At 69.9% G+C, this 17,029-nt stretch carries 17 protein-coding genes; 7 read left to right on the top strand and 10 right to left on the bottom strand.

All coding sequences use genetic code 11. The annotated features are described in order from the left end of the window. Positions 1–15 precede the first annotated feature (15 nt). From D7V88_RS11530 to speD, 6 genes are read right to left on the bottom strand one after another with little or no spacing between them, the layout of a single operon-like run. Entirely contained in the window at positions 16–1,659 is a 1,644-nt protein-coding gene (locus D7V88_RS11530) for an FAD-dependent oxidoreductase (RefSeq protein WP_120540679.1), read from the bottom strand. Next, positions 1,641–3,137: a polyamine aminopropyltransferase gene (locus D7V88_RS11525; RefSeq protein WP_120540678.1), complete on the bottom strand. Its 1,497-nt coding sequence runs from the start codon at positions 3,135–3,137 to the stop codon at positions 1,641–1,643. Before D7V88_RS11525 ends, D7V88_RS11530 begins: the two co-directional genes overlap by 19 nt. A 13-nt stretch (positions 3,138–3,150) precedes the next feature. Further along, entirely contained in the window at positions 3,151–3,378 is a 228-nt protein-coding gene (locus D7V88_RS11520) for a DUF350 domain-containing protein (RefSeq protein WP_120534707.1), read from the bottom strand. Then, positions 3,378–3,539: a hypothetical protein gene (locus D7V88_RS43630; protein ID WP_167509839.1), complete on the bottom strand. Its 162-nt coding sequence runs from the start codon at positions 3,537–3,539 to the stop codon at positions 3,378–3,380. Before D7V88_RS43630 ends, D7V88_RS11520 begins: the two co-directional genes overlap by 1 nt. 34 nt (positions 3,540–3,573) lie before the next feature. Then, a complete protein-coding gene (locus tag D7V88_RS11515) occupies positions 3,574–5,487 on the bottom strand; it encodes a DUF4178 domain-containing protein (protein WP_120540677.1) in 1,914 nt (637 codons plus the stop codon). Beyond that, positions 5,484–5,834 carry an adenosylmethionine decarboxylase gene (gene speD, locus D7V88_RS11510; protein WP_120540676.1) on the bottom strand — a complete coding sequence of 117 codons (351 nt, stop codon included), beginning with the start codon at positions 5,832–5,834 and terminating at the stop codon, positions 5,484–5,486. The genes D7V88_RS11515 and speD overlap by 4 nt, the downstream gene beginning before the upstream one ends. A gap of 75 nt (positions 5,835–5,909) precedes the next feature. Between speD and D7V88_RS11505 the strand changes: the two genes are divergently transcribed. From D7V88_RS11505 to D7V88_RS11495, 3 genes are read left to right on the top strand one after another with little or no spacing between them, the layout of a single operon-like run. Further along, positions 5,910–6,614, top strand: a complete 705-nt coding sequence (locus D7V88_RS11505) for a peptidylprolyl isomerase (protein ID WP_120540675.1) — start codon at positions 5,910–5,912, stop codon at positions 6,612–6,614. Then, the gene (locus tag D7V88_RS11500) at positions 6,611–7,345 is read left to right on the top strand and encodes an alpha/beta hydrolase (protein WP_120540674.1); all 735 of its coding nucleotides are present in this window, start codon (positions 6,611–6,613) and stop codon (positions 7,343–7,345) included. The genes D7V88_RS11505 and D7V88_RS11500 overlap by 4 nt, the downstream gene beginning before the upstream one ends. Positions 7,346–7,364: 19 nt before the next feature. After that, a complete protein-coding gene (locus tag D7V88_RS11495; RefSeq protein ID WP_120540673.1) occupies positions 7,365–7,781 on the top strand; it encodes a secondary thiamine-phosphate synthase enzyme YjbQ in 417 nt (138 codons plus the stop codon). Between the two features lie 10 nt (positions 7,782–7,791). Here D7V88_RS11495 and D7V88_RS11490 read toward each other — a convergent pair whose 3' ends face one another. From D7V88_RS11490 to D7V88_RS11475, 4 genes are all read right to left on the bottom strand, one after another. Then, a complete protein-coding gene (locus D7V88_RS11490) occupies positions 7,792–9,681 on the bottom strand; it encodes a L,D-transpeptidase family protein (protein ID WP_244238104.1) in 1,890 nt (629 codons plus the stop codon). Positions 9,682–9,840: 159 nt separating this feature from the next. After that, entirely contained in the window at positions 9,841–11,202 is a 1,362-nt protein-coding gene (locus D7V88_RS11485) for a sigma-54-dependent transcriptional regulator (RefSeq protein ID WP_120540672.1), read from the bottom strand. Further along, the gene (locus tag D7V88_RS11480) at positions 11,199–12,626 is read right to left on the bottom strand and encodes a sensor histidine kinase (protein WP_120540671.1); all 1,428 of its coding nucleotides are present in this window, start codon (positions 12,624–12,626) and stop codon (positions 11,199–11,201) included. Before D7V88_RS11480 ends, D7V88_RS11485 begins: the two co-directional genes overlap by 4 nt. Positions 12,627–12,699: 73 nt before the next feature. Further along, positions 12,700–13,161 (bottom strand): hypothetical protein, encoded by a 462-nt coding sequence (locus D7V88_RS11475; protein WP_120540670.1) that lies wholly within the window; start codon positions 13,159–13,161, stop codon positions 12,700–12,702. Between the two features lie 338 nt (positions 13,162–13,499). Between D7V88_RS11475 and D7V88_RS11470 the strand changes: the two genes are divergently transcribed. The 4 genes from D7V88_RS11470 to D7V88_RS11455 form a co-directional block, all read left to right on the top strand. Then, positions 13,500–13,760, top strand: coding sequence for a hypothetical protein (locus D7V88_RS11470; RefSeq protein WP_120540669.1), 261 nt, complete (start codon positions 13,500–13,502; stop codon positions 13,758–13,760). Positions 13,761–14,006: 246 nt separating this feature from the next. Beyond that, on the top strand, positions 14,007–14,294 hold the full coding sequence (locus tag D7V88_RS11465; protein ID WP_208726232.1) for a hypothetical protein: 288 nt from the start codon (positions 14,007–14,009) through the stop codon (positions 14,292–14,294). A 225-nt stretch (positions 14,295–14,519) separates the two neighbouring features. Then, positions 14,520–15,104 carry a GAF domain-containing protein gene (locus D7V88_RS11460; protein WP_120540668.1) on the top strand — a complete coding sequence of 195 codons (585 nt, stop codon included), beginning with the start codon at positions 14,520–14,522 and terminating at the stop codon, positions 15,102–15,104. 117 nt (positions 15,105–15,221) lie between these two features. Then, on the top strand, positions 15,222–17,029 hold a 1,808-nt coding region (locus D7V88_RS11455; protein ID WP_147448691.1), incomplete at its 3' end, for a serine/threonine-protein kinase.

Below are 17,029 nucleotides of genomic sequence, written 5' to 3'. Positions count from 1 at the left end.
CTCCCGAAGCGGCGGCTACAACCAACTGGTGGAGGTCCGTCCCAGTCCAGACAGCGCCCGCTCCGCGGCGCGCACCCCGAACCAGTTGGCCTCCTCGAACAGGGCCATACCACCCAGGTCCGTGTGCGCGAAGTGCAAGTGCCTGCCCAGGCTCTCCCCGGCGGCCCTGCGCGCCTCCCCCCAGAGGAAGCCCGGCGCGGGACGAACCATCGCGTGGCCCCAGCGCTGCACCTCCAGCCGCTGCGTGAGCGCGCCCACGCCGGGATGCGCCGGCAGCAGGTCCGCCATCACCAGCGCTTCCCAGTCCGCGTACGTGGCGGAGAGGGCCTTGTTGCGTTCGGCCTTCACGTCCTCGCCGGCCATGGGCAGGTACCACGTGAGCACCGTGGGCCCGCGCTCGTCCTGGCGCAGCGACTGGTGCGTGGCCACCACGTAGCCCAGGCTCTGGCTCTCATAGAGGACGTTGTCCCAGGCCAGCGGGAAGCCACGCGACGCGGGCGGCCCCGACAGCGTCAGGTTCGCCACCACCCACGGGCTGTACACGAAGGCGTCCATCCACGTGGGCCGCGCCTCGCGCCACGGCGCCACCACGTGCGCGGCGACGAAGCGGGGACACGCCAGCACCACCTGCCGGGCCTGGAAGGCGCGGGGGGCTCCCGTGCGCGCATCCACCGCATGCACGCGGCAGCCGCCCTCCCCCGGCTCCACCGTGTGGACCAGCACGTTGGGCTCCACCTGGCGCGGGCCCAGCGAGGACAGCAACTGCCGCACCAGCCGGCCATTGCCCTCCGGCCAGGACAGGAACCCGTCGCTGCGCTCGCCCTGGCCGTTCTGCCGCGCGGCGAAGTACCAGATGCCCGCCCAGGCGGAGACGTGCTCGGAGGTGGTGCCGTAGTCATCGCGGCACGCGTAGTCCACGAACCACTTGAGCCGGGGAGACTGGAAGCCCTCCGTCTCCAGCCAGCGCGCCATGCTCAGCGCGTCCAGCGCCGTCCACTCCGCGTCGTCACTGGACAGCGCCACCGGCACCGCGAACGCCTTGCGGCCCTTCGCGTCGCGCGCGGCGGCGAAGGCGTTCATCCTCGCATCGAAGCGCTCCAGCTCCTCCAGGTCCTTTCCGCTCGCGCCCGCGCGCAGGTACAGCCCTTCGTACCAGTGGCCCCGGTAGAAGTGCCGCTCGTCGGGCTCCTGGATGAGCAGCTCCTCCGCGAACGACGGGTGGCCTTCCGCATCCACACCGGTGACGGCGTCCATCTCCCGCAGGAGGCGCATCACCGGGCCCCGGTCCTCCAGGGGCGACGGCAGGTAGTGCGCGCCCCACGGGAACGCGGACACGGCGTTCCTGCCCGAGCGCGACGTGCCGCCGGCCTCCGCCTCCAGCTCCACGACGCGCACGTCCTTCACGCCCGCGCCGGCCAGACGCCACGCCGCGGAGAGTCCCGCCGCGCCCGCGCCGACAATCAGCACGTCCACCGGTTCGAAGGTTTCCGCGCGGGGCAGCGGACCGCCGCGCAGCTTGTGGCCGGTGTCCACCGCGCGGTCCACGATGGCGCCCGGTACCGTGGGGCGCGGGGCCTGCTGGCGCTGACAGGCGCTCGCCACGGAGGCCCCCAGGAACGCGGCCACCAGCTCCCGCCGCGTCAGTTCCACCGACGCCATTCCTCTTCGTAGTAGTGCACCAGCACCTGGTTGTTCAGCCGGTTCACCTCCGCCGGCAGGGGCGCCATGTCCGGAGGAAAGCGCGACATGCCCTCCAGCGTGTCTTCATCCAGGAACGTCAGCCCCTCTGGCAGCGGGCGGTGCCGGCCGGGCGGCTCCAGCGCCACCATCACGTAGCCCCACTCGCCGAAGGACGGCACCAGCGAGTGGTACGGCTGCGTCCAGAAACCCGCGGCCTTCAGCGTCGTCTCCACGCACCAGAACGAGCGCCGCGCGAACAGCGGGCTGGTGCTCTGGATGACCGCCACCCCGCCCGGAGACAGGCGCTTCTTCAGGATTTTATAGAAGCCCGTCGTGTACAGCTTCCCCAGCGCGAAGTTGTTGGGGTCCGGGAAGTCCACCACCACCACGTCGTAGGTGCCCGTGCCTTCGGTGAGGAACTGCATCGCGTCCGTGTTGATGACGCGCATCTTGGGGTGCGTGAGCGCGTGCCCGTTGAGCACCGCCAGCTCCTTGTAGCCCGTGGCGAGCTGCGTGATGGCGGGGTCCAGGTCCACCAGCGTGACGGACTTCACGTCGGGATAGCGGAGCACCTCGCGCGCCGCGAGCCCGTCCCCACCGCCAAGAATCAGCACGTGGTCCAGCTTCCGCGCCCGCCCCATGGCCGGATGCACCAGGGGCTCGTGGTAGCGGTACTCGTCGATGCTGGCGAACTGGAGGTTGCCGTTGAGGAACAGCGAAAAGCCCCGCTTGCCGCGCGTGACGATGATGCGCTGGTACGGGGAGCTGGTCGCGTGCACCACCTCGTCCGCGTAGAGCTGGTCCTCGTAGAAGGTGGTGAGCCGGTCCCCCATCGCGAAGCACACGAGCAGCCCCATGCACAGCAGCACCGCCTTGATGCGCAGGCGCATGGGGTTGGCCAGCACCGGCGCGAGCAGCCACGTGCTCCACAGGCCCACCGCCGCGTTCAACAGGCCGAAGAGCAGCGACGTGCGCACCAGCCCCAGCTTCGGGACGAGCAGGAGCGGGAAGGCCACGCTCGCAGCCAGCGCGCCCAGGTAGTCGAACGTCAGCACCTGGCTGACCAGATCCTTGAACTTGAGCTGGTCCTGCAGGATGCGCAGGAGCAGCGGAATCTCCAGCCCCACCAGCGTGCCGATGAGGAGCACGGTGCCGTAGAGGACGACGGGGAAGATGTTGGTGAGCGTGAAGGTGAGAAACAGCATCGGCGCGCACAGGCCGCCGAAGAGCGCCACGGCCAGCTCGATTTCGACGAAGCGCTGGGCCACCCCGCGCTCCACGAAGCGCGACAGGTAGCTGCCGATGCCCATGGCGAACAGGTAGCCGCCAATGACGGTGGAGAACTGCGTGATGCTGTCCCCCAGCAGGTAGCTGGCGAGCGTCCCGACGATGAGCTCGTAGATGAGCCCACACGTCGCGATGACGAGGACGGTGAGAAACAGCAGCGTCTTGTTCAAAGCGTCACGTCGTTCAACCGCCGATGGCCGCCGCGATGATGATGGCCAGGCCCAGGATGAAAGAGCCGATGACGATGCCCAGCGCCGTGTTCTGGTCGACCTCGATCTCCTTGTGCACGTCGTACGGGAGGATGAGGCGGATGACGTAGAAGCCGGCCACGAACACCACCAGACCGATGAGCGAATAGATGACGCTCGCCAGCACTCCCTGCAGGGTGACCACCACTCCAAGCAGCAGCATCACTTGCCTCCCATGAATCCACCGGTCCACAGCAGCACGCCGCCGGGGCCGCGCCGCACATCGCCTGTCACCCGTCCGCGCTCCTCGTTGCTGAAGGGAGCCCAGCCCGTATAGGTCGCCCACGCATACGCCAGCAGCACGAACCCACCCAGGTACTTCATCGTCCACCTCCACCGTGCGTCCCGTGAGGGAGCCCTACTGCAGGTTGCTTTCCTTCCAGCGCTCGGTCTCGAAGCCGTGGGCGCTGATGAACGACAGCACCGGCCCCACCAGCAACAGCACCAGCGCGATGACGAACCAGCTCTCGTTCGGCGTGTCGTGCGTCAAGAGCACCCGGTAGCTGACGCCTTGCAGGTTCGACTTGAACTTCATCGCCGGGTCGAACGACGTGGTGGTGCGCAGCACGTACGTGCCCTTGGGCACCGTGGACAGGAACACGCTGCCGTGGTTGCCACCCTCGCTCCAGGAGCCGTCGCTGTCGCGCCCGTGGTAGTAGCTGATCTCCTCGTAGAAGCTCACCACCTCCTGCGTGTCCTGGTTCACCAGGTCGCCCTGCACGCCCACCCACGAATTGTCGAGCGTGGTGGACATGGTCACCTCCGCGCGGACGTTGCCGTCGCGCGCAAGCTCGAACGGTTCGCTGAAGTGCATGGCGGAGGGCGTGCCCGACGCCGCACCCGGGGACACCTGCACCTGGAGGTCCAACACCTGCGCGTTCATCGCCCGCGCGTGCAGCACGGCCGACAGCGCGAACAAACCCAGCAGCCAGACGCCCGTCCACTTCAGCGTCGTCGTCAGCGCCGCCCGGCGCTTGTTGGGTTGGCTGGGGGCGATGCCCCGGGGCGGAGGCAGCGTCTCCTTCAGCTTGAACGCGTCCCGCACCTGCTCCGGCGACAGGTACTCGCCGTGGGTGTAGCTGACCTCGTTGTCGGTGGCGTCCTCGTTCACGGAGTACGGCGGCGCGACGTACTCGGTCGCCTGGGCCGTCTCGCCCCGGGTCACCTTCCAGTAGAATTCGCCCACCACCGCGTCGGTGACGGCCTGGACGGACTGGAAGGCCTTGTAGCGCCGGCCTTCGTAGTGCGCGGAGACATGCGGGACGAGCTCCGCGTCACCGGCCGCCAGGGGCTTCAAGAACACCCAGTGGCCGTTGGACTCCATCAGCCACGTGAAGCCGCGCGCCGGGTGGTAGAGCAGGTACTCCAGCCACGGGTAGCGCGTGCCCTCCACCGTGCACGAGCGCTCCTGGTAGCCGATGCAGATCCACTCCACCCCGTCGAGCGTGCCCTTCGCGCCCAGCGGGATGTCTGCGGGAAGCTCCGGCTTCTGGAGCAGCTTGAGGAACTTGAGCTTGCCCTGGCTCGCGTCCATGAGCGCGCCGCAGTACGGGCACGCCACGCGCAACGTCTGATCCGGCGCTCGCAACTCCAGCGGGCCGTTGCAGTTGGTGCAGCGCGCCTGCTGCAACTGCGCCTTGCGCACGCGCGGGCGCAGGTCCCCGGCCGGAATGCCCAACTGCGACAGCTCCAGCTTCTGGCCCAGGAACACCTCCGGGTCGCGGTCACGCGAGCCGAAGTCCAGCGACACGAACAGGCCCCGGGGGCCCGTGGCGTCCACGTACCAGGAGTCCTCGGACGGGTCGACGTCGCTGGGGAGCTGGCCCTCCGCGGCGGTGACCTGTCCGTGGCCCCGCTCCTCCACCACCAGGGGACGGTTGCGCAGGCGCAGGCGCTCGCCCGGGTGGAGGGAGTCCAGTTGCAGGCCCTCCTCCACGCCGCCGTCGAAGAGCAGGTGGAAGGCACCTTCGGACTCACTGAGCCAGCCGGTGCGGCCGTCGGACATCTCCACGTACCACTCGTCCCAGGGACCGGCGCCGTGGTCCTTCTGGAGGTGGCCCACCAGTTGGTAGGAGGTGCCGTTGATGCGCCCCTCCAGGCCCAGGCGCAGGGGAGAGTCGGTCTCCACGACGCGGGCCACCTGGCCGTGCGCCTCCAGCTCCGCGCCAGCGCGCGCCACCACCGTCTGGCAGTGGCCGCACACGACCACCTGCGCCGAACCGGCGGTGAACTCCACGCTCGCCCCACACGACGGACACGCCCCCTGCGTCACGCCTCCACCCCTCTCGACAGTTCACGCACGCGGCACGACGTGGCCCCCAGGAAGCGGGCCACCAGCGCGTCGAAGTCCGGACGCGCGCGGGTGCGGCAGCAATAGACGTTGAGCGCGGCGAAGCCGTGCTCCGGAAAGGTGTGGATGGTCAGGTGGCTTTCGGCCAGCAGCGCCAGGCCCGTGATGCCCCCGGGCTCCGGGAAGACGTGCCACTGGGGCTGCCCCACGACCTTGAGGTCCAGGGTGACGACGAGCGCCTCGAAGAGGACCGCCAGCGCGGGCGCGTCCTTGAGCCTCTCCGGCGAGCAGCCGCTCGCGTCAACCAGCCATTCCTGTCCGGTTGTCACAGGGCAAACCTCCGGGGATGGACGCACTCTTTAGCACGCCGTGGCCATGCCGAAAGCCGCTAGGATGCGCCCGCCATGCGCACCTCATTCCTGACCGTTGGTTTCCTCTGCCTCGCCCTGACCGCGTGCTCCAAGGACAAGGAGTCCGAAGGCAAGGCGCCCCCGACCCCCTCCAACTCCGCGGCGGCCACCCGCACGGTGAGCCTGCAGACGGACGCGGCCTCCGCGAAGGGCTTCCAGAAGAAGGCGCTGGAGGGCCAGGACCTCTGGGCCAAGATGGAGACGAACCAGGGCACCATCGTCCTGAAGCTCTTCTCCAAGGACGCGCCCAAGACGGTGTCCAACTTCGTGGGGCTCGCGACCGGCGAGCAGCCGTGGATCAGCCCCAAGACGCGCGAGCGCGTGGAGGGCACGCCGCTGTACGACGGCGCCATCTTCCACCGCGTCATCCCGGGCTTCATGATTCAAGGCGGCGACCCCACGGGCACCGGCCGGGGCGACCCGGGCTACCGCTTCGACGACGAGTTCAAGAGCATGCGCGTCTTCGACAAGCCGGGCATCCTGGCCATGGCCAACGCGGGCCCGGGCACCAACGGCAGCCAGTTCTTCATCACCACCAGCACGCCGTCGAACCTGAACGGCCGGCACACCATCTTCGGTGAGGTGGTGACGGGCTACGAGGTGGTGGAGAAGATTGGCAACGTGCCGCGCAGCCGCCAGGACCGGCCCAACGAGGACGTGGTCATCCAGCACATCACCATCAGCGACGCGCAGCCGTGAGCCTCCGTCCGCGCGCGGTGCGCACGAAGCTGGGCGAACTGGACTGCGTCGTGGTGGACGCGCTCCCCGAGGGCGCGAAGCCAGACCTGGTGGTCGTGCTCAGCCACGGCTTCGGCGCGTCGGGCACGGACCTGGTGGGGTTGGCGCCGGAGTTGATGAACGCCTCGCCCAGGCTGGCGGAGGCCGTGCGCTTCGTGTTCCCGGAGGCGCCGCTGTCGCTGGAGAACCTGGGCATGCCCCAGGGGCGTGCGTGGTTCGCGCTGCCGCAGGCGGTGCTGATGGGGCAGCAGCGGGACTGGGAGCAGTTCTCCCGCGAGGTGCCCCCGGGGATGCCCGCCGCGCGCCGTGCGTTGATGAGCACGGTGGCGGCGCTCCAGCAGCCCTTCGGCCGCATCGTGCTGGGAGGCTTCAGCCAGGGCGCGATGATGTCCACGGACGTAGCGCTGCGGCTGGAGGAGTGCCCCGCCGGCCTGTGCCTGCTGTCCGGTGCGCTGGTCGCGGAGGATGAGTGGAAGCCCCGGGCCAGGGCCCGGCCGGCGCTGCCGGTGTTCCAGGGGCACGGGCGTCAGGATGCGGTGCTGCCCTTCCAGGAAGGCGAGCGCCTGCGCGACCTGTTGACCGGGGTGGGGATGCCGGTGGAGTTCCTACCTTTCGACGGTGGGCACACCATCCTCACCGAGGAATTGGAGCAGTTGGCCGCGTTCCTCGTGAAGCGACTGGACGGACGCTGACCCGCGGGACGGAGGACGCGTGTATCAGGCGAAGGAGCTGACGGTGTCCACGCGGGGCCGGGGCCTCGTGGACATCACCGACGACGTGCAGCGGGCGGTGAAGGGCTCGGGCGTGCGCGACGGCCTGTGCACGCTGTTCCTGCATCACACGAGCGCGTCGCTCATCATCAGCGAGAACGCGGACCCCGTCGTCCAGCGCGACCTGGAGGCGTTCTTCTCCCGGCTGGTGAAGGACGGGGATCCGCTGTTCCAGCACGACGCGGAGGGGCCGGACGACATGCCCGCGCACGTGCGTTCGGTGCTGACGCAGGTGACGCTGAGCATCCCGGTGAAGGACGGCGAGGCGGACCTGGGCACGTGGCAGGCGGTCTACGTCTGGGAGCACCGCACGTCGCCGCACCGCCGCCGCGTCACGGTGTCCGTGCTGGGCGGTTGAGCCGCGGCGCTCACAGGTCGCTGACGGTGGCGACCACGGGCGCGATGCCACGGCGCTTCTTCGGCTGGACGCGGGCCTGTCCGCGGATGCGCACCCAGGTGCCCGGGTCATCGGGCATGGCGTGGGCCATGGACCAGCCGGTGGGCACGTCGGGGGTGGTCCAGCCGTAGAGGACGCGTGCGTCCTTCGGGGCCAGGTTGATGCAGCCGTGGCTCACGGGTTCACCGAAGCGGTCGTGCCAGTAGGCGGTGTGCAGCGCGAAGTCGCCTTCGAAGAACATGGTCCACGGCACGGTGGCGACGCGGTAGCTGGCGTTGCCCATGCTGCCGGTCATGTCGGCCTCGGCGAACTTCACCCAGACGCGGAACAGGCCCTCGGGGGTGTCGGTGCCGGGGCTGCCGGAGGAGATGAGCGTGGCGTAGACGGGACGGTCGCCCTCGTAGGCGATGAGCACCTGGGACTCCAGGTCCACGTCCAGCCACTTCGCGCCGGGATCCACGATGGACGGGGACGCCAGCGACCACGCGACGTGCAGGTCATCGCGCGCCACCCAGTGGTCCTCCGCGATGCGCACCCACTGGCCATCCGGGGACAGCTCGCGCACGGACACGAGCGTGCGGGGCGGGAGCACCGTCTCGCGGTCGGCGTGGGAGTCCGGGGCCACGCGCACGACGACATCCGAGCGCGGAGCGGCCCGGGACTGGGCCCACGCGAAGGGCATGGGGAGTGAGGCGAGCGCCTCCGCGTCCAGGCCGCTGAAGTCGGAGGGACGGTGTTCGCGCAGCACGCGCGCTTCGAAGTACTGCCCGTCCGACGTGCGCCAGAAGGTGCGCCGGCCGACCTTGACCTGTCCCTGGAGCTTCACCGTCACGGAGCCCTTGAGCAGCACGCCCTGCTTGCGCCTGCGGGCGAGCGCGAGGCTGGGATAGGCGCGCACGCGGCGGCCCACCACGCGCGCGTAGATGCCGGGCGTGAGCGCGCCCTCTTCCACGCGGGGCAGCGTGCGCACGCGGGGCTCGCGGAAGTTCTGTTCCAGGTAGCGCTCGCACACCCAGCCGCGGGGTTGCAGGTGAACCCACGTCTCGCAGTCGGGTCCGCGCATCGCGCCCTCCTGCCACGTCACGCGCATGTCCTGGGCCACCGTGCCCAGAGGCTGCGAGTCCTGCCGGGGTTCCGAGCGCACCGCGATGGAACGGCGCACACGCAGCGAGCCGGCGTCCGGCGCGTAGGGAATGGCGTAGGGCTCCATGCCTGCGTCGAGCGCGGCGAGCGGTTCGTCGGGAACGGGGGCCTCGTCGGAGTCCGGATCCACCGCGGGCGGTGTTCCGTTCGGTTCAGCGACAGCGTCTCCAACAGCAGGCGTTCCATTCGGCGTGGAGCCCACATCCGCGATGGGCGCGTCACCCGGCAAGGGTTCTACGGCGACGGGGGGAACAGGCTCCTGGGCGAAGTCATCGGCATCGAGCAGCGGTTCTCCATCGGGTCCCAGTTCCAGCACGGGGACCTCGGACTCGGTGATGACCTGCGTTTCCTCCTCGCCCGGGAGGGCCTCGGAATTCGAACCACGGGACGGGGCCTGCGAGAGCGAAGGCTCCAGCGAAAGCGCGCCACTCGCGCCTCCGTCCTCAGAGAGCTCCGAAGGTTCGATCAGCGCCGAGGCCGTGGCATGCGCCACGCCGCCATCCTCGGACGACTCCGGCGTGGTGGCCTGCCACGCGGAGCGTAGCGCCTCGGCGGATTGCGTCGGTGTCGATTCGGCATCGGGCGACGAGGCCACGGACGCCAGCTCCGTCACGACGCGCGCGCTGCCCGCATCCGCCGAAACCAGTGGGGCGGGCGGCTCCACCGGAGCGCACGCGAAGAGCATCAGGGGGAGTCCGAGCGGGAACCAGCGGCGCATACAGGTCGCTACGGTACGGGTCCCCGCCGACATCCTCAACGTCGGCCCAGGTGCGATCTCCTGCGCGCGAAACCGCTTGGGTGGGCAGGGCTTGCGCCCGCAGCGGTCATTGCCACGAACGGCGGAAAGCGCGTCCTTCCCTGCCCCAAGCGAACCGGATCAGCTCCGGCCTTCAGAGGGAGCAATGCCCTCCGGCGCTTCGGGCGCCTCCAGCAACTTGTAGAGCGTCTTGCGGTCCACGCCCAACAGCCGCGCCGCTTCGCTCTTGTTGCCACCCACGTGCTGGAGCACATGCGCCGCGTACCGCCGCGACAGCTCCGCGAGACTCGGTAGGTCGCCCGCGAGCCCGGTGAGCCGCTTGGGCGCGTCACCGATGGGCTCCGGGAAGTCCGGCGGCCCCAGCACGCCCGTGACGTTCAGCGCGAGCGCCCGCGCCATCACGTTCTCCAACTGCCGCACGTTGCCCGGCCAGTCGTACACCGTGAGCCGCGCCATCGCGTCCGCCGTCACCACCGGCCTCACACCTCCCCGCGCATGCAGCGCCGCGAAGTGCTCCACCAGCGCCGGGATGTCCTCGCGCCGCTCGCGCAGGGGCGGCAGGTGCAGGTGCACCACGTCCAGCCGGTACAGGAGGTCCTCGCGGAACAGCCCGTCCGTCACCCGCACCTTCAAATCCTTGTTCGTCGCCGCCAGCACCCGCACGTCCACCTTCACCGGGACGCTCTCGCCCACGCGGCGGATCTCCCCCTCCTGGAGCACGCGCAGGAGCTGCGACTGGACCTTCATCCCCACGTCGCCAATCTCGTCCAGGAAGAGCGTGCCGCCGTTGGCCTCCTCGAACAGACCGCGCCGCGCACCCGACGCGCCCGTGAAGCTGCCCTTCGCATGGCCGAACAGCTCGCTCTCCATCAGCGATTCGGTGATGGCGCCGCAGTCGATGGGGATGAACGGCCCGCTGGAGCGCGCCGAGCGCTTGTGCAGCGCCCGCGCCACCATCTCCTTGCCCGTGCCCGTCTCACCCGTAATCAGCACCGGCACGTTGCTGGTCGCGGCTCGCGCCACCTGCTTGTAGACCTCCAGCAGCGCCTGGCTGCGGCCCACGAGCGACGTGCGCTCCACCTGCTTGCGCAGCGTGCGGTTCTCCTCCACCAGCCGCTTCTGCTCCAGCGCCCGCTTCGCCACCCGCATGATGGCGTCCACGTCGAACGGCTTGGACAGGTAGTCGAAGGCGCCCTGCTGGATGCTGTCCAGCGCGCCCTCGATGTTGCCGAACGCCGTCACCACGATGACCGGCGTGTCCGGCAGGTTGGAGCGCACCGTCTGGAGCACCTTGAGCCCGTCGCCGGGGTCCGGCATCGCCATGTCCGTGAGGACCAGGTCGAAGGCCTGCTCACCCATCCGCTCCGCCGCGCCCTTCGGGTCCGCCGCCTGCACCACCGGGCCCAGCACGCCCAGCAGGCGCTGCAACAGGTCCCGCGCATGCGGGTCATCATCCACGACGAGGATTCGGGCTGAGCTCATGAGGCCTTGCGGATGGAGGAGGGATCCCGTTGAGCGCCGGACTCCACCACAAGCGGCGCCGCCGTGCGCGCTGCTCGTGCGAACCGCACGTGGATCCGCGTCCCCTTGCCTTCTTCTGAATGCACCGTGAGCGTGCCGCCGTGCGCCTCCACCACACGCCGGGTGGTGGCCAGCCCCAGGCCGTGGCCCGGAATGCCGCGCACCTCCGCGGCCCGGAAGAACGGCTGGAACAGCGATGCCTGCGTCGCCGCGCTCATCCCCAGCCCGTTGTCCGTCACCTCCACCACCGCGTCCGTGCCTTCCGTCGCCACGCGCACCTTCACGCGCGGATCCGGCCGCCCCGCCGTGTACTTCACCGCGTTGGACAACAGGTTGCGCGCCACCACCTGGAGCAACTGCGCGGGACAGTCCACCAGCACGCCCGGCTCCAGTTCGCGCTCCAACGCCACGCCCAGCGCCGACGCCGTCTGGCTCACCTCCAGCAAGAGCGTGCTCACCGCCGTGTCCAGTTCGCCCTTCGTCCCATCGCCCCGGTTGCCCGCGCGGCAGAAGCGCAGCAGCGCTTCAATCAGCTCACCCATGCGCACCGCGCTGGATTCGCACTGCGAAATCATCTCCAGCGCGCCCGGGTCCTTCACCGAGCCCGAGCGCCGGATGAGCGTCAGGTAGCCCTTGAGCGGGGACAGCGGGCCCATCAGGTCGTGCGCCACGCGGCTGGTGAACGCATCCAGCTCCTGGTTGTGCCGTCCCAGCTCTTCAATCTGCCCCTGGATGGTGGCGTCCTGGCGCTTGAGCAGCCGGATGATGTGCCAGCCCACCAGCGCCGACAGGAGGATGGCCAGCAGCGTGGTGCCCGCCCCCAGGGCGGTGTTGCGCACCCGGAGCGTGCCCAGCCGGCCCACGAGCACGCGGGCATCATCCGCGTTCTCCGTGGCGAGCTTCCCCGCGAGCGAATCCACCTCCGCCGCCAGCGGACGGATGCTCTCCACCAGGTGGCGCCGGGCGCGCTCCGCTTCGCGCTGCCGCGAGAACACCGCCGCCGCGCGCACCTGATCCGCGAGCCCCTGGCACGCGCCGTTGAAGCGCAGCCACACCTCCTTCTCCCCGGGCGGCAGGTGGCGCATGTACGCCTCGGAGGCCCGGCGGATGCTGCCCAGGATGTCCTCCATCACCGCGTCGGCTTCCCTGCGCTCGGCGTCGCCCGTGGAGCGCACGTGCGCCTCGATGGCGGACTCCAGCGACATCACGTCCACGCGGATGCGCCCGATGAGGCTCGCGCGCTCCAGCGCCTCCAGCACCAGCGCGTCCACCTGATGGCCGGTGCGCACCTCCGTCAAGAGCGTGAAGCCCGTGACGGCCGACAGCATCATCACCACGAAGAAGAAACCCGCGCGGTAGCCACGGATGGGGGTCCGCGAGTTCATCGCCACGCCCACGCTCCTTGAAGAACTGGAAGAAGAAGACGCCCCGGACAACGACGGGGCTGCTTCGCGAACGTCACGGCACCGGCCGGGTGGCCTCGGTGGCCGTCTCGCCCGGCAGGGGCGGCTGGGTGCGGCGCCGCGCGCGCTCCAGCGCGGATTCGTACCACACGTCCGACAACTCCTCGTGCAGCGCCGCCAGCTCGCGCTGCCGCGCCAGCAATTGCGCGTTGTGCTCTTCCAACGCGTGGCGCTCCGTCTCCAGCCGCGCCAGCTCGTCCACCGCCGTCGAACGGCCCTGCTCGGCTTCCGCGCGCGCCTGCTCCGCCTCCGCGCGCTCCTGCGCCAGCTCTTCCAGCGCGGACTCCAACGCCGCCAGCTTCGTCGCCAGCAGTTCGGTGCGATCGCGCTCGGACTGGTACTCGCGCTGCCAGCGTTCCGTTTCCAACACCTGGGCTTGCAGGCGCTCGGGCGGGATGGTCGCGGCGCATCCCAGGCCCAGCCACGCCATGCTCCATGCGACCAGCAGGTGCCGCATACGCCATCTCTCCCGACCCCTGGCCGCGCGACATGCGTGACGAGGACCGCCGGGCAACATGCTCATACAAGGTCCCGGCGCCTGACGCTCGGGAAGGCAGAGTGCGTCACAGCTTGCAGAAGAGCGTTGGTGCCGTCAAAGCACCGCAAGCCTGCCTGGGGAGCTTGCACCCATCGTTGCGATCGCAACTGAGGAGATTCTCCCCATGGCGGATCCACTCCCACCCGGGGAAACCCGCGTAGTTGCTCAAAACCGGAACTGGCACGGCGGATGCTCTTGGGTCAGCGCACAACAACCGATGCAATTCCGCGTCGGCGTGTCGTTCCCCGGAGCCATCCATGAAGACCGTCATCGTCGCCGCCCTGTTCGCCGCCTCCACCGCGTTCGCCAACTCCCCCGCGCCCGCCGCCGCCCCCGCCGCGCAGCCGGCCCCCGCCGTCGAGGCGAAGACCGAAGCTGCCGCTCCTGCTCCCGCGACCGGTGAAGTGAAGACCGAGGCCAAGACGGAGACCAAGACCGAGGCCAAGCCCGCGGGCAAGAAGGCCTCCAAGAAGACCACCACCAAGACCACCGAGAAGACCGAGAAGGCCGCGGAGTAATCCCGCCGCCGCACCGTCTGCCCGCCTCCAAGGGACGGACATGACGCTGTGCCCGACAGGGGCGCCTTCTTCACGAAGGTGCCCCTGTTGTCGTTCGCGCGAGGCCGTGCGCGGGAAGCCTCCACCGTCTTCCAACGCGCGACTTCCGAGTGAATAAAAACGCCTCATTCTCCCTCTACAGCCGCGATGACGATGACCACCGCAATCACGCGATGGCAGAGCGTCATCAGACCTTCGAGACCCACCATGAAGACCTTCATCGCCGCCGCCGCCCTGTTCGCCGCCACCGCCGCCTTCGCCACCACTCCCGCCAAGGCGCCCGCCGCCAAGGCGGAGACGGCCCCCAGCAGCGTGCAGGCCGATCCCTCGACGGAGACCAAGACGGAGACCAAGACCGAGGCGAAGAGCGAGACCAAGCCCTCCGGCCGCACGCAGGCCGTCAAGAAGGGCACCGAGACGAAGTCCATCGAGAAGGCCTCCGAGACGAAGACCGAGACCACGACCGAGTCCGTGAAGGCGCCCGGCACCAAGTAGTCCCAGGCCCCAGGACGCAGTGCCCGACGGGGGCTCCCTCTTCACGAGGGTGCCCCTGTCGTCGTTTCCGGCACCGGACATCCCAAAACATTCTTCTTCTTAGAATTTCAGCAAAACCACCATTTGACAGCGACAGAAGAATCCTGCTTAATGGGCTTTAGGTGGATGCCGCTGCATCCACGCCAAGAAGGGGTGTCCCCCTCCCCCCCTTCAAGCGAGACGGTCATGGTGGAAGCGTTCACGAAGGTGTCCGAAGCCTCCCGGTTGCTGCTGGACAAGGGCCTGTGCCCGGCAACGGGCGCCGAAGCGCTGGGCATGGTGGCCCGCACCCTGAAGGTGGATCGCGCCTGCATCTTCGAGAACCGCACCACGAACCTGGCGGGCCGGTTCCTCACGGACCTGCGCCACGCGTGGGCGGAGCCGGGTGTGGTGTCCCCGCATGCGCACCCGGTGCTGCGCTCCTTCGCGATGCGCGACTACGCGCTTTCCTGGATGGACATGCTGGAGGCGGGGATGGTGGTCTCCTGCACGTCCCGCGAGGCGCCGCCCCTGATGCGCGAGGTCCTGGAGCGCCAGGGCGTCCAGTCGGTGCTCCTGTGCCCCATCACCCCGGCCAAGCAGTGGTGGGGGTTCGTGGCCTTCGAGGACTGCCACCAGGCGCGCGTCTGGCGCCCGGAAGAGGTGTCGCTGCTCAAGTCGCTGGCGCGGGCCATTGGCGCGTCGGTGCGGCACGCGAACATGCGCTCCTCGCTGTCCCAGGTGCGCACCAACCTCACCAGCGTGCTGCGCACCGCCTCCGGGGATACCTGAGCGCACCCGGGTCACGGCCGCCCGCCCGCCCTGCGGACGGGGAGGTGGGAAGCGGCAGGCGAGCAGCGGTAACGCGGCGTCCTGTTTCTGCTACCCTCGTCGCCCTGCGCCCCGCCCATGTCCTCGATTGAGCCCACCGCCATCAGCCGTGCCCGGACCCCTGACCTCATCAGCGGCTACCGCCTGGAGAAGCTCGTCGGTGCCGGAGGCATGGGAGAGGTCCACAAGGCCACCCAGCTCTCGCTAGGCCGCACGGTCGCGGTCAAGTTGCTCAACACGGAGCTGGCCAAGGACCCGTCGTTCATCGCGCGTTTCCAGAAGGAAGCCGCCGCGCTGGCGACCCTGAGCCACCCCCACGTCGTCGCCATCGTCGACAAGGGGAAGACGGACACCACCTACTACCTGGTGATGGAGTTCGTGGACGGGCCGTCCCTGCGCGAGCTCATGCGCAGCCCGCAGATGGACACGCCGGTGCTGCTGCGCCGGATGCTCGAAATCTGCCGCGCCATCGAGTACGCGCACGGCCGGGGCGTCATCCACCGCGACCTGAAGCCGGAGAACATCCTGCTGGATCAGCAGGCTGGCGGCATCGCGAAGGTGTCCGACTTCGGGCTGGCGTCCTTCCTGGACGACTCGACGGTGGCGGCGCGCTACGCGCTCACGTCCACGCACGTGTCCATGGGGACCATCTCGTACATGGCGCCCGAACAGCGCGTGGACGCGAAGAGCGCGGACGCGCGCGCGGACATCTTCTCCCTGGGCGTCATCCTCTACGAGACCTTCACCGGCGAGGTGCCGCTGGGCACCTTCGATCCGCCGTCGCGCAAGCGCTCGGGGCTGGACCCGCGCGTGGACGCCATCGTGATGCGGTGCCTCAAGCCGGATCCGGACGACCGCTACCAGACGGTGGGCGCGCTCATCGCGGAGCTGGAACCGCTGGTGCCCGGCGGCATGCTGTCCATGCCCCCCATGCGGCTGACGCGCATGGAGCGGGCGAAGCGGACGATGAAGAGCGCGGTGCGCGTGGTGGCGCAGACGGCCGCGACGCTGCTGGTGCTGGCGGCGGTGGGCGTGCTGGGCGTGGCGTACTACCGCAGCGGACAGGTCCGGGCGCAGCCGGTGATGCCGGGCGTCGCCATCATGGCGGAACACGCGCACGCGGACCCGCAGCGCAGCGCCCCCGGCCGGCGCGAGGACGTGCCCCCGGGCAAGCAGCGCGTGACGGTGGGCGAGGGGCCGGATCAACTGGCGGTTCCGGTGGCCGGCAGGCCCGTGCTCTTCGAGAACAAGGCCGTCGTCTTCCCGCCCCTGAACCTCCCCCTCTTCTTCGCGAGCGAGGGCGAGAACCTGGCGCGCGTGGGACGGGTGCGCGCGGACGTGGTGGGGCTGGTGGGCGGCGTCGCGCGCCTGACCGCGCGCGTGCGCGCCGAATCGCCTCCTCCCACGGTGAAGCGCCGCGTGAAGGAACTGTTGGAGGGCCCGCCGCCGGACGCGGTGGCCGCGCTGATGCTGATTGGCCGGGGCGGCCGCTACGTGGCGCTGGTGCACCATGGCGCGGGCGCGCCCCTGGCCCTCGAGTGGGCGCTGGGCGAGCGCAGTGGCACCATGCTGGGCCAGCCCTCTCCCCAGGGTGAAGCGCGCCTGGAGCTGTTCGTCACCGAGGAGGGCGTGATGCAGGCCTTCGTCGGGCAGGGCAAGGATCAGCGCCCCATCGCGGAGCCGCTGAACCTGGGCCCGGACTGGCAGAGCCACTTCGGCGAGCCGCCCATGCCGGCCGTCGGCTGCATCGAAGGCACGTGCAGCGTCGAAGGGCTCACCTACGCCGTGGACCGGCCCTCGCCCGTGGTGGAGACCCCGTCCCCGCCCGTGGTGATGGCCCCGCCGCCGCAGCGCACGGTGGCCACGGCGGCGGTGCCGGCCAAGGC

This window comes from Corallococcus terminator, from assembly GCF_003611635.1.
Classification (GTDB): domain Bacteria; phylum Myxococcota; class Myxococcia; order Myxococcales; family Myxococcaceae; genus Corallococcus; species Corallococcus terminator.
Note: the sequence above shows the minus strand (reverse complement) of the source record. Positions and strands in the feature narration are given on the sequence as shown.

Bases quoted from the DNA above. Each gene is read 5' to 3' on its own strand.
- D7V88_RS11530 (WP_120540679.1), bottom strand. From the start codon at position 1,659: ATGGCGTCGGTGGAACTGACGCGGCGGGAGCTGGTGGCCGCGTTCCTG.
- D7V88_RS11520 (WP_120534707.1), bottom strand. From the start codon at position 3,378: ATGCTGCTGCTTGGAGTGGTGGTCACCCTGCAGGGAGTGCTGGCGAGC.
- D7V88_RS43630 (WP_167509839.1), bottom strand. From the start codon at position 3,539: ATGAAGTACCTGGGTGGGTTCGTGCTGCTGGCGTATGCGTGGGCGACC.
- D7V88_RS11505 (WP_120540675.1), top strand. From the start codon at position 5,910: ATGCGCACCTCATTCCTGACCGTTGGTTTCCTCTGCCTCGCCCTGACC.
- D7V88_RS11490 (WP_244238104.1), bottom strand. From the start codon at position 9,681: ATGCGCCGCTGGTTCCCGCTCGGACTCCCCCTGATGCTCTTCGCGTGC.
- D7V88_RS11485 (WP_120540672.1), bottom strand. From the start codon at position 11,202: ATGAGCTCAGCCCGAATCCTCGTCGTGGATGATGACCCGCATGCGCGG.
- D7V88_RS11480 (WP_120540671.1), bottom strand. From the start codon at position 12,626: ATGAACTCGCGGACCCCCATCCGTGGCTACCGCGCGGGTTTCTTCTTC.
- D7V88_RS11475 (WP_120540670.1), bottom strand. From the start codon at position 13,161: ATGCGGCACCTGCTGGTCGCATGGAGCATGGCGTGGCTGGGCCTGGGA.
- D7V88_RS11470 (WP_120540669.1), top strand. From the start codon at position 13,500: ATGAAGACCGTCATCGTCGCCGCCCTGTTCGCCGCCTCCACCGCGTTC.
- D7V88_RS11465 (WP_208726232.1), top strand. From the start codon at position 14,007: ATGAAGACCTTCATCGCCGCCGCCGCCCTGTTCGCCGCCACCGCCGCC.
- D7V88_RS11460 (WP_120540668.1), top strand. From the start codon at position 14,520: ATGGTGGAAGCGTTCACGAAGGTGTCCGAAGCCTCCCGGTTGCTGCTG.